The organism is Pseudomonas sp. NPDC087358, assembly GCF_044900785.1.
GTDB lineage: Bacteria > Pseudomonadota > Gammaproteobacteria > Pseudomonadales > Pseudomonadaceae > Aquipseudomonas.
Window position 1 is genome coordinate 236,251 of sequence record NZ_JBJDOA010000003.1, and the last position, 12,672, is coordinate 248,922.

Sequence of the window (12,672 nt, forward strand, 5' to 3'; positions counted from 1 at the left end):
GGCGCGAAGCGGCAGCCAATCCTGCGAATGGGATTTACCTGACACGGCCGGGGCGTCTGATCTTACTGCCGGTGCCCGGCAGATCGCCGGCAAGCCAGGCTCCCACGCCCTCCGGGCCGAAGCACTGGGGTGCGGCGAGTGCTTTTGATACGCCAGAAGGGCCTTCTGCGGGCCGAAGCACTGAGGTACGGCGAGTGTTTTGATTCTGCCAAACGGGCCCTCTGCGGACCGAAGCACGATGGGTGGGGCGCCCGTTTTTGATTCTGCCCGAAGGGCGTAGGAGCAAGCTTGCTCGCGATCTGGCGCGAAGCGGCAGCCAATCCTGCGAATGGGATTTACCTGACACGGCCGGGGCGTCTGATCTTACTGCCGGTGCCCGGCAGATCGCCGGCAAGCCATGCTCCCACGGCCTTCGGGCCGAAGCACTGGGTGCGGCGAGTGCTTTTGATTCTGCCAGAAGAGCCCTTTGCGGGCCGAAGCACAATGGGTGCGGCGAGTGCTTTTGATTCTGCCAGAAGGGCCCTCTGCGGGCCGAAGCACTGGGGTGCGGCGATTGTTTTTGATTCTGCCCGAAGCACAATGGGTGCGGCATCCCCGGGCTTGAACATTATTTTCCACAATCATGTGAGGTAAACCGGGTCGGCATCCGTGTAGTGAGAATCAGATTCGTTTCGCAACGAACGTTTTCATTACTCGACGCCTCAGGTTTATCCGTTCATGACAGCTCAATCCGGTTTTCGTCTACCCGTTTTGCCCGCACCCCGCCCCGCTGCATGGCTGGGGATGTGTTCGGTCACCGCGTTGCTCTGCTCCCTTGGCTTGAGTTCACTGGCCAGCGCCGAAGAAATGCAGCTGGATGCGGTCAATATCGACGCCGATTCCCAGAGCGAAATCAGCGAAACCGAACACAGCCGCACTCGCTACCAGGCGCGCAAGGCCTCGGTCGCGACCCGCACCGAAACGCCGCTGGTGGAAATACCGCAGACCGTCAATGTGGTCACTAACCGGGTCATTGAAGACCGTCAGCCCAACAGCCTGGACGAAGCGATCAATGCCGTCAGCGGGGTCAAGCAGGGCAATACCTTGGGCGGCACCCAGGATGCGATTCAGAAGCGCGGTTTCGGCACCAATCGTGACAACTCGATCATGCGCGACGGCATGCAGTCGGTGCAGGCCCGTAACTTCACGCCGACCACCGAGCGCATCGAAGTGCTCAAGGGCCCGGCGTCGATGCTCTACGGCGTGCAGGACCCGGGCGGGGTGATCAACGTGGTGACGAAAAAGCCGCAGTTGGTGGATGCGCATTCCATTTCCGCGTTTGGCAGCAGCTTTGGTGGCGGCGGCGAGCAGATCGACCTGACTGGTCCCATCGGCAGCAACGGCCTGGCCTATCGCTTGATCGCCGACAAGCAGAACTACGACTACTGGCGCAATTTCGGCAGCATCGACCAGTCGGTGATCGCGCCGTCCCTGGCCTGGTACGGCGACGACACCACGGTGTCGGTGGCCTACGAACACATGGAGTATTCGGTACCGTTCGACCGTGGCACGCAGATCAACACCAAGACCGGCAAGGTGCTGGATATTCCGCGCAACCGGCGCCTGGACGAGCCGTTCAACGTCACCACCGGTCGCTCCGACTCCCTCGATCTGCGCATGGATCATCGCCTGAACGACATCTGGACCTTGCGCACCGGCTACGCCTACAGCCGCAACTATTACAACGACTACCAGTCGCGTTTCATTTCGGCCAACTACAACACCGGCGTGGTCACCCGCAGGGGCGATGCCACCCGTGACGCGGTGCAGTTCGCGCACACCGCGACGGTCAGCGCGCTGGGTGACCTGTATTGGGGCGACGTGCGCCACGAGCTGTTGATCGGCGCCGACTACATGAAAAACGAGCGTGAGCTGGGTGACCTGTATCGCAGCGCCAACAAGGCCGATTTCAACTACAACGCGCCGGTCTACGGCCTGACCGCGCAGCCGAGCACGGTCAGTGCGCCCAACAGCGATCAGACCGATCACCTGCGCACCCACGCATTCTTCGTGCAGGACGCCATGCACCTGGGCGAACAGTGGATTTTCCAGGCCGGGCTGCGCTACGACGCCTTTGACGAGATGACCGGCAAGGGCCGGCCATTTGTGGTCGGCGCCGATGTCAAGGACAGCAAGGTGGTGCCACGGGTGGGGCTGGTCTACCTGATCCAGCCGGACTGGTCGGTGTACGGCAGCTACACCGAGTCGTTCCGTCCCAACACCTCGATTGCCGCGCCGATTGGCGACTTGCCGCCCGAAGAGGGCAAGGCCTACGAGATCGGTACCAAGTTTGAAAATGACGCGATCACCGCGACGGTTGCACTGTTCAACATTAACAAGAAGAACGTGCAGACCAGCGAGCCGTGCGGCACCGAGACCTGCACCCGGGTGTCGGGCGAGGTGCGCTCGCGCGGGCTGGAGGCGGACATCACCGGCCAGTTGAACGAGTTCTGGAGCATGACCGGCAGCTACGCCTACACCGACACCAAGGTGCTGGAAGACCCGGTACTCAAGGGCGAGCCGCTGGACGGCGTGTCGAAACACACGGGCGCGGTGTACCTGACCCGCGATTTCGGGCACGTCGGCGTGGGTGATCTGCGCGCCGGGGCCGGTGCGCGCTTCGCCAGCCGCTGGGGCGTCAATGATGGCTCCGGGACCGAATACTACTTGCCGTCCTCGAAAGTCGCCGACGCCTTCGTCTCCTACCGAATGAAGCTGGACGAGCGTGACCTGACCCTGCAGTTGAACCTGAAAAACATGTTTGACGAGAAGTACTACACCTCGTCGAGCGGCCTGGGCTCGCCTGCAATTGCCATCGGTGAGCCGCGGCAATTGGTGGCGCGGGCCAAGCTTGAATTTTGATGGTTGAGTTTTCAGGCGTGGCAGGCAGCTGGATGCTGGCCCAGTACCGCCGCCAACAAGCCGGACGGTTACAGGTCAGCCGCAGGTCCTCGATAGAACCCGCCGTTTGCCGCAGATGTTCATTTGGAAAAGGAATCGCCATGACTGGCCGTATGTTCACGACTCGCGCAACGGCGCTGATAACCGGCTTGGTGCTGGGCTCGTCCGCCGTTGCCGCACCGCCCATTGACCCCGCACTGGCGGATTACACCCCACAACCGGCAAGCGCCTTTGCCGACTCGCGTTTTATCGACAAGCAGGGCGCCTTTCGCATTGCCGGGGCCGACCACGTGGACTTCATCGTCAAGCGCTTCAACGCAGCCCTGGTCGACGCCCATCCCGACTGGCGTTTTCGCATCGAGTCCAAAGGCACCACCAGCGCAGTGCCGCTGCTGACCCACGGGGTGACGATGTTCGGCGCCATGGGCCGGGCGATCAACCCACTGGAGACCAGCGCCTACCACAAGATCGTCGGCAGCGACCCGCTGGAAATCCGCGTGGCCTATGCCAGCGACGACACCTCGCAACACCTGGCGACGTCGCTGGCCGCTTACGTCAATCGGGCCAATCCGCTCGATACCTTGAGCATCGAGCAGATCAATCGCACCCTGACCATCGGCCATCCCCAGGGCGACTTTTCGCGGTGGGGGCAACTGGGTCTGAAGGGTGAATGGGCCGAGCGTGCGATACACCCCTACGGCACCCCCGAGTTCACCGGCTTTGGCACCTACATGCAGAAGGACCAGCTAGGCGGCCTGCCGCTGACGCCCGGCTACGAGGCCTATGGCAAGACCGAACTGATTCTGCAGCGTCTGGCTGCCGATCCGGCCGGTATCGGCATTGCCGCCATCGGTCTGGAGAACGACCGGATCAAGCAACTGCGGATCATCGATCCCAAGACTGGCGTGATCACCACCGGCAGCCCTGCGCAGGTCGCCGACGGCAGCTATCCGTATGGCCGCTACCTGTACTTCTATCTGCGGCGCGAGCCAGGCAAAACCATTGACCCGGTGGTGCGCGAATACCTGAGGTTCGTGCTCTCGCGTCAGGGCCAGACCCTGATCGCCAGCCAGCCCAAGGGCTATCTGCCATTGACCGGCAAAGATGCTCGTGCCGAGTTGGCCAAACTGGATGAGGCAGCGCCGCTATGACCACCGTTCTGCTGCAAAAGACTCTGGGCGCATTGGCGCTGTTGGGCACCAGCCTTGCGCTGAGCGCACAGCCACTGTCGCCGCCTGCCGATGCGTCCTACCTGACCGCCGACGGCGCCATCGCCATCATCGGCAATGACGGCATGCAGGACCTGATGGAGAACCTCAATACGCTGTTCAGTCAGCAGCATCCGGGTTTTCGGTTTGCCCTGACGGCCAAGGGCTCGTCGGTCGGCATCCCGGCGCTGACCGCCGGTGCCACGGTCATCGCGCCGCTGTCCCGCGAAGCGTGGCTGGGCGACATGCATGGTTTCGAGCAAGTCAAAGGTTACCCGCCGCTGGACATCCGCATCGGCTACTCCGGCTTTGGCCCGCGCGCACCGCACAAGACCCCGCCTGCGGTTTACGTCAATGCCAGCAACGCGTTGCCTGGCCTGAGCCTGACCGATCTTGCGCGCATCGTCACCGCAGGCCAGCCCGAGGGCGACCTCAACACCTGGGGACAACTGGGTGTGAAAGCCTGGGCCGCGCGGCGTATTCATCTTTACGGCCTGCGCGACGATGGCGGCTTTGCCACCAACCTGCGCATGGACAAGCTCGGCGGCAAGCCTTTCGCCGCAAAGTACGAAGCCCTGAACACCCGCGAGGAGGTGATCAGTGCCGTGGCCAACGACCCCTATGCAATAGGCTTGACCGGCTGGGTCGACGCCAGCAGGACCTCCGTCCATGTGCGCGTGCTGCCGCTGGCCGGCAAGGCGGGTGAGGCGTTCAAGTCACCGGACTACGACAGCGTCGCAGCGGGGGCGTACCCGTTGTCGGCCTACCTGCACCTGTATGTCGACAGCCCGCCCGGGCAGAAACTGGCGCCGTTCATCAAGCAGTACCTGCGCCTGGCCCTGTCGGACGAAGGGCAGCAAGCGGTGCGTGAGCAGCGCAACAGCGAAGAAGGCTACGTGCCATTGAGCGCTGTGGATCTGCACAAAGAGCGCGAAAAACTGGAGGCGTTGTAGGGACATTGTCTGCAGTCATGAGGTATCAGCTGGGCTGACTCGTGCTGGGGTCGCACGGCTCACCGGCGGTGGCGTTGTAACAATCGCGACCGTCGGGATGGCTGCATGTGCGGACGGCATGGCGCAGTCCGGGCGGGTTTGGCATATCATCACTAGCCGCCCACGCCTCACGCCGTCGCGTTCACCAGGACATCTTTCCCGCAATGAGTTCAGCCGATTCCTTCGCTCCGCCACCCTCGCTCTTCCTGCCCTTGACTGAACAGGTCATCCAAGCCCTGGCGGCAGGCGAGCCGCTGGAGGACTTCCTGGAAACGGCAACCCGGCCTCAGCTGGCCGCGCTGATGCTGCTGCTCAATCTCAAGGCGCTTTCGCTGCAAAACACCCCGATCGAGAAGCTCGAGCGCATGCTCGACGATGTCATGCGCGCGGCCTTGTCGATGGAAGAGGCGGGCGGCGTTTTCGCGGACCTGGTGCGCGGACGCTTCACCGCTGACCACCTGGCCGCAAGCCTGAGCGTGCTCGAAACCACCGGCATCGGTCTGCTCGAAGAGAATGAAATCGAAGACCGCGACTTTCTCGACCAGGAAGGCCAATGGGACTTCGGCTTTGGCAAACGGCATCGGCAGAAACTGGCGCCGCTGGTCCGGGAGATCGTCCTGCCGTCGGGTGAGGTCATGCGCCTGAGTGATCAGCAGAGCCGGATCTTCGACGAGTTTCGCGGCTGTCAGGATGAGTCGTTTCATGTGCAGGCCTACGCCGGGGTGGGCAAGACGTTCCTGCTGGCCAAGTTCTTCGAAACCCTGCGACCCGAAACGACCCTGCTCATGGCCAGTTATCCGCAGCAGGTCAAGGCACTGGAGGAGCGCGTCCGTCAAGGCGACGTGAACCGCAAGCTCCATGCCTGCACCTTCGGCCACATGGCCAACTTGCTGCTCAACCGCAACCAGACCTCCGCCGGCTGGCGCAACACCGGCAGGCAACGCACCGGCGCCGATTCTCTGGTGTCCGATCAGCAGGTGGTTGACTGGCTCAGGCTGCAGGCCGTGGGCAGTCTGCCTGCGCGCCAGGTGGCCTGGGTGTGTCGGACCACGGTGTACAGCTTCTGCCTGTCGCCGCTGGCCACCATCGAGGCCCGGCACCTGCCGTCGCTGGGCTACGCCGCGAGCCAGGCCGACATTGCCATGCTGCTGGAGTACAGCCGCCTGCTCTGGCGCGAAACCGTCCGGCCCTCGGCGCCGCAGATACGCCTGCCGGTGCGCAACAGCCACCGCATCAAGTTTCTGTCGTTGAGCGCTGAGGTGGTGTTCGAGAACTACACCCACATCATCATCGACGAAAGCCACGAACTGACAGCGCCCATGGTGCAGATTCTGGATCGCAGTCCGCAGGCGGTGATCACCCTGGGCGACGAGTTCCAGCAGCTCAGTGGCAAGGCGCCGCGCCATGGCGGCTCCATACGCCAGCGCTTCATAACCCAGTCCATCCGCGCCGGGCGGCAGATGGCCGAGGTGCTCAACCCGCTGATCCAGCTGCACCCCAGCGATATCAAGGAGGGTTTCGTGGGGCGTGCGCCGTATCCAACGCGGATCGTCGGCCACAGCGTCATGCCGATTCCTGACAAGCCGACGACGATTCTGGTGGCCAACGAATGGGGCCTGTTCGCCTGGTTCAAACGCCTGACCGATGCCGGTGCGCGGTTTGTGCTGCCGCCTGGCACCGCCCAGGACCTGACCCTGTTCATCAAGGGGCTGGTGTTGCTCTATGCACAGGATTTGCGGCCCCAGCATCGCTTGATCTTCCGCTATAGCCACTGGGATGCGCTGGCCTCGGCCATGGGCGCCAGCCACGACTTCAAGGCCGTGCACGAGTGGTTGGGGCAGGGCAACACCGAGCAGAACTTCATCGAAACCCTGCAGCGCTTTTGCAGCGATCCGCATGCGGTGATCAAGCTGGCCAAGGTCGAAGACGTGAAGAATCAGGAGTTCGACACCGTGCTGCTGTCCCGCGACCTGATGCGCCCGCCGCGGGCCGGCTCGCCGCACTCGCTGGCCAGCGTCTGTTCGCTGCTCTACACCGCCAGCTCCCGCGCGCGCCATGAGCTGCTGCTGCCGGGGAATCTGAACGACTGGCTACAGGACATCGGACGCAAGGAGGGGTGAGGCCCTGTGCTGCAGCCCGGGCCCGACATGACGACTGTGCAGGGCGCGCTAGATGACGATTATCTGGAACGGCCAGACGACGTGATTGATTCGGCACAGAATCGTCGCTCCAGGTTCTGAATGCGCGGCCGCTGGGTCTGGGTTTCAGAGCCAGGATACGCACTGGGCCTTTGCGCGATCACCTGTAGAAGCCGGCTCGCTGGCAGGCCCCGTTGATCGTTCCCACGCTCCGCGTGGGAACGCAGCTTGTGACGCTCTGCGTCCTCCAGCAGCAGGCGACGCGGAGCGTCTGGCGAGGCGCTACCACTCGGAGCGTGGGAGCGATCAAACGCAGTGACACACCGCAAATCCACTGTAGAAGCCGGCTTGCTGGCAGGCTCCGTTGATCGTTCCCACGCTCCGCGTGGGAACGCAGCTTGTGACGCTCTGCGTCCTCCAGCAGCAGGCGACGCGGAGCGTCTGGCGAGGCGCTACCACGCGGAGCGTGGGAGCGATCAGCGTAGTGACACACCGCAAATCCACTGTAGAAGCCGGCTTGCTGCAGGCCCCTCGTTGATCGTTCCCACGCTCCGCGTGGGAACGCAGCTTGTGACGCTCTGCGTCCTCCAGCAGGCGACGCGGAGCGTCTGGCGAGGCGCTACCACGCGGAGCGTGGGAGCGATCAAGCGCAGTGACACACCGCAAATCCACCGTAGAAGCCGGCTTGCTGCAGGCCCCTCGTTGATCGTTCCCACGCTCCGCGTGGGAACGCAGCTTGTGACGCTCTGCGTCCTCCAGCAGACGACGCGGAGCGTCTGGCGAGGCGCTACCACTCGGAGCGTGGGAGCGATCAAACGCAGTGACACACCGCAAATCCACTGTAGAAGCCGGCTTGCTGGCAGGCTCCGTTGATCGTTCCCACGCTCCGCGTGGGAACGCAGCTTGTGACGCTCTGCGTCCTCCAGCAGCAGGCGACGCGGAGAGCGTCTGGCGAGGCGATACCACGCGGAGCGTGGGAGCGATCAAGCGTAGTGACACACCGCAAATCCAGTAGGTCGGTGTTCCAGCCCCGGATGTTTCCTACGAGATGACAGCTGCGCTGCGCCATTGCTTTGGGCTCAGCCCGAACCAGCGTTTGAAGGCGCGGGAAAACGCGCTGGTTTCCGAGTACCCGAGCATGGCGGCCAGTTGGGTGACGCTGAGGTTCTGTTGCTTGAGGTGGGCCACGGCCGAGTCCTGGCGGATCTGGTCGACCAGTTGCGTGAAGCTCAGGCCCTGTTCACGCAGTTTGCGTTGCAGGGTCCATTCGGAGAGGCCCAGGTGATGGGCGATCTCATCGAGTGCCGGTTCGCCCAGGTGCAAAGTGGCAAGGATGGTCTGGCGTGCGCGCTCCAGCAGGCTGGTTTCGTTGCCGTTGTCGCCCAGCTGGCGAATGGCGTCCTTGATCAGCATCAGCAGGATCGGGTCGCTGCCGGGCATGGCCTGGTCGATCAGCTCGCATTTGGGGATCAACAGCGAGTTGCAGCCCTGACCGAAACCCACGTCGGCCTGAAAGGCGTCGCGGTGCTCGTGCCAGTCTTGTGGCCGGGCGTGTTCGAAGGTCACTTGCCGGGGCGCCCAGTTGGCTCCCAGTACATGGCGCATCAGGTTCATCGCCATGCCCATGGTCAGTTCGGCGTCCTGGCGACGCTCGTGGATGGCGCCGTGACGAACCTGATAATCAAAGCGGTAACACTCGCCCTGGTCGACCAGTTCAATCAGGGTGCTGTGCTGATGAAAGGGAAACGCCTGCGAGAAGTTGATCAGCGCGTCCTCCAGCGTTGCCGAGCACAAGCCGATGTAACCCAGCAGACCCAGCGCCTGTGGCTGGAACTGCTGGCCGTAGCGCAGCCCGAAATTGTCGCACCCGGTCTGCTGCGCGGCTTCTTCGAGCACCTTGCAGTAGTTGGGCAGCGGCAAGCTGAGGGTCGGATGCAGCAGCTGTTCGGGATCGATGCCCGAGCGGCCGAACACCCGATCAAGATCGCCACCGTGCTGCACGATGAAACTGTCCAGACCGTTGGCGGCAGCCGACAACACACCGCGATTGCTCGCGGCGCAGGGGTTCGGGGCTGCGCTGGAGATGAGGGTCTGAAGCATCGGATTGAACGGCCTTCACGGTCTGTATGAATTTTATTCAAGCAAATGTCATACCTTGTTGCCGAGGTGGCCATCGCATGGAGCGCAGATAACAGGTTCCGCGGCAGTGAGCTTGCTCGCGATCGCGTCAGGCAGGGGCGCCGAGATGTGTTGAATGTTCGGGCGTCATCGCGAGCAAGCTCACTCCTACAGTGGAAAGTGCAGTGTTCCGGTATTCGATTTGCTACTCATCGACTCACACCGCGCGGGGAAGGGTGGCGCAATCCCACAGATGCTGTACCCAACGCCACTCTCCCGGCCCTCGAAAACAGCTTGTTTCTGAACCGAAATAACGCATATACCCTCCAGCACGCGCTGGATTGGCGCACCCCGGCTAATCGTTGCGCAAACTTGACCGCACAGCACAACCGGTGCGCTGTACGGTCAAGCCTTGGCCGTGATGCAGTGGCTATGCTCGACCTCAGGCAAATACCGTCGCTTGGCTACCGGGGTGCACACTCATGACTGTTTCACAACTCAAACCAACATTGGGAACCCTGCATCTGTGGGGCCTGGCCGTGGGCCTGGTGATTTCCGGTGAGTATTTCGGCTGGAGCTACGGCTGGGGCACTGCCGGCACATTGGGCTTTCTGGTCACCACGCTGATGGTGGCGGTGATGTACACCTGCTTCATCTTCAGCTTCACCGAACTGACCACCGCCATTCCCAACGCTGGCGGCCCGTTCGCCTACAGCCTGCGGGCCTTCGGGGTAACCGGCGGGACGATTGCCGGGCTCGCGACGCTGATCGAGTTCGTCTTTGCCCCGCCGGCCATCGCCATGGCGATCGGCGCGTACCTGAACGTGCAATACCCCTCACTCGACCCGCGGGTGGCGGCGATCGGCGCCTATTTCGTGTTCATGACCCTGAACATTCTGGGGGTCAGCATCGCGGCGACCTTCGAACTGGTGGTCACGGTGCTGGCGGTCGCGGAGTTGCTGGTGTTCATGGGCGTGGTTGCGCCGGGCTTCAGCTTCAGCAATTTCGTGCTCGGCGGCTGGGCCGGTTCCGACACGTTCAGCCTGCCAGCGCTGAGCGGCATCTTCGCGGCCATCCCGTTCGCCATCTGGTTCTTCCTGGCAATTGAAGGCGCGGCCATGGCGGCCGAGGAGGCCAAGGATCCCAAGCGCACCATTCCGCGTGCCTATATCGCGGGCATCCTGACCCTGGTGGTGCTGGCGCTCGGTGTGATGGTCTTCGCCGGCGGCGTTGGCGACTGGCGCACGCTGTCGAACATCAACGATCCGCTGCCACAGGCGATGAAGGCGGTGGTGGGCAATAACTCCAACTGGATGCACATGCTGGTGTGGATCGGTCTGTTCGGTCTGGTCGCCAGTTTCCACGGCATCATCCTGGGCTACTCGCGGCAGTTCTTCGCCCTGGCACGCGCCGGCTTCCTGCCGCCGAGCCTGGCCAAACTGTCTCGCTTCCAGACCCCGCATCGGGCGATCATCGCCGGGGGCGTGGTGGGTATCGCGGCGATCCTCAGTGACGGGCTGATCAACCTGCAAGGCATGACCCTGACGGCTGCGATGATCACCATGTCGGTATTTGGCGCTATCGTGATGTACATCATCAGTATGCTCAGCCTGTTCAAGCTGCGTCGCAGCGAGCCGGACCTTGAGCGCAGCTTCCGCGCGCCGGGTTATCCGATCGTGCCGGGCATCGCGCTGGTACTGGCGGTGGTGTGTCTGGTGGCGATGGTCTGGTTCAATCTGGTGATCTGCGCCATCTTCGTCTGCCTGATGGCGCTCGGTGCGCTGTTCTGCAAGCTGGTGCGCAGCCGCGGCGCGGTTGTTGCAGTCGCCGGTTAATCAAGTGGATCGATAAAAGGAAGGCTACGCATGAGTTTTTCCCACAGCATCGGTGGCATGGTCTGGCGCTTCGACAGCCTGCGGGAACTCATGGCCAAGGCCAGTCCCGCACGTTCCGGCGACTTCCTCGCCGAAGTCGCCGCCAGCAGCGACGCCGAGCGTGCGGCGGCGCAGATGGCGCTGGCCGAGGTGCCGCTCAAGCGCTTTCTCAACGAGGCGTTGATTGCGTATGAGGAGGATGAAGTCACCCGCCTGATCATGGACAGCCACGACAAGGCAGCGTTTGCCGTGGTCAGTCACCTGACGGTCGGTGGCTTGCGCGACTGGCTGTTGGGCGACGATGCCACCCAGGCCAGCCTCAAGGCGCTGGCGCCGGGCCTGACGCCGGAGATGGCGGCGGCGGTGTCGAAGATCATGCGCGTGCAGGATCTGGTGCTGGTGTCGCAGAAGATCCGCGTCGTTACCCGCTTTCGCAATACCGTGGGCCTGCGCGGGCGGATGTCGACCCGCTTGCAGCCCAATCATCCCACTGACGATCCGGCCGGCATTGCCGCCAGCGTGCTCGACGGCCTGTTGTACGGCAACGGCGACGCGATGATCGGCATCAACCCGGCCACTGACAGCATCAGCGCCATCACCGAGCTGCTGAAAATGCTCGATGGCGTGATTCGTCACTACGAGATTCCCACTCAAGCCTGTGTGCTGACCCACGTCACCTCCTCGGTGGCGGCCATCGAAAAGGGGGTGCCGGTTGATCTGGTGTTTCAGTCGATCACAGGCACTGAAGCGGCCAACAGCAGTTTCGGCATCAGCCTGGACATCCTTCAGGAAGGCTACGAAGCGGGCTTGAGTCTGAAACGCGGCACCCTGGGCAACAACCTGATGTACTTCGAAACCGGGCAGGGCAGTGCGCTGTCGGCCAACGCCCACCATGGCGTCGACCAACAGACTTGCGAAGCCCGCGCTTACGCCGTGGCCCGGCATTTCAACCCGTTTCTGGTCAATACCGTGGTCGGCTTCATCGGCCCGGAATACCTGTACAACGGCAAGCAGATCATCCGTGCCGGGCTCGAGGATCACTTCTGCGGCAAGCTGCTGGGCGTACCCATGGGTTGCGACATCTGCTACACCAATCATGCCGAAGCCGATCAGGACGACATGGACGTGTTGCTGACCCTGCTGGGGGTGGCCGGGATCAATTTCATCATGGGCATTCCCGGTTCCGACGACGTGATGCTCAATTACCAGACCACTTCGTTTCACGACGCCTTGTATGCGCGCAAGACCATTGGCCTGCGCCCGGCGCCGGAGTTCGAGGCGTGGCTGACGCGCATGGATATCCTGCGTCAGGATGACGCCGGAGTACGCCTGGGACAGGGTGTACCGCCGCTGTTCCGTCAGGCACTGGCGCAGTTGAAGTAGCGCTCCGATTGCAGTTGAA

General features: G+C 62.9%; 7 protein-coding genes. 6 read left to right on the top strand and 1 reads right to left on the bottom strand.

Annotation, left to right across the window (positions count from 1 at the left end):
- Positions 1-717: 717 nt before the first annotated feature.
- The 4 genes from ACI2KS_RS07905 to ACI2KS_RS07920 all read left to right on the top strand — a co-directional run bounded on the left by ACI2KS_RS07905 (position 718) and on the right by ACI2KS_RS07920 (position 7,260).
- Positions 718-2,901, top strand: coding sequence for a TonB-dependent siderophore receptor (locus ACI2KS_RS07905; RefSeq protein ID WP_404618844.1), 2,184 nt, complete (start codon positions 718-720; stop codon positions 2,899-2,901).
- Positions 2,902-3,041: 140 nt separating this feature from the next.
- Positions 3,042-4,091 carry a PstS family phosphate ABC transporter substrate-binding protein gene (locus ACI2KS_RS07910; protein ID WP_404618846.1) on the top strand — a complete coding sequence of 350 codons (1,050 nt, stop codon included), beginning with the start codon at positions 3,042-3,044 and terminating at the stop codon, positions 4,089-4,091.
- A complete protein-coding gene (locus ACI2KS_RS07915; RefSeq protein WP_404618848.1) occupies positions 4,088-5,101 on the top strand; it encodes a PstS family phosphate ABC transporter substrate-binding protein in 1,014 nt (337 codons plus the stop codon). The genes ACI2KS_RS07910 and ACI2KS_RS07915 overlap by 4 nt, the downstream gene beginning before the upstream one ends.
- Positions 5,102-5,304: 203 nt before the next feature.
- Positions 5,305-7,260, top strand: a complete 1,956-nt coding sequence (locus tag ACI2KS_RS07920; protein ID WP_404618850.1) for a hypothetical protein — start codon at positions 5,305-5,307, stop codon at positions 7,258-7,260.
- Positions 7,261-8,319: 1,059 nt separating this feature from the next.
- Here the strand turns inward: ACI2KS_RS07920 and ACI2KS_RS07925 are convergent.
- The gene (locus tag ACI2KS_RS07925) at positions 8,320-9,378 is read right to left on the bottom strand and encodes an AraC family transcriptional regulator (RefSeq protein WP_404618852.1); all 1,059 of its coding nucleotides are present in this window, start codon (positions 9,376-9,378) and stop codon (positions 8,320-8,322) included.
- 500 nt (positions 9,379-9,878) lie between these two features.
- Between ACI2KS_RS07925 and eat the strand changes: the two genes are divergently transcribed.
- Positions 9,879-11,231, top strand: a complete 1,353-nt coding sequence (eat, locus tag ACI2KS_RS07930; protein ID WP_404618854.1) for an ethanolamine permease — start codon at positions 9,879-9,881, stop codon at positions 11,229-11,231.
- 30 nt (positions 11,232-11,261) lie between these two features.
- The gene (locus tag ACI2KS_RS07935; RefSeq protein WP_404618856.1) at positions 11,262-12,653 is read left to right on the top strand and encodes an ethanolamine ammonia-lyase subunit EutB; all 1,392 of its coding nucleotides are present in this window, start codon (positions 11,262-11,264) and stop codon (positions 12,651-12,653) included.
- Positions 12,654-12,672: the final 19 nt, after the last annotated feature.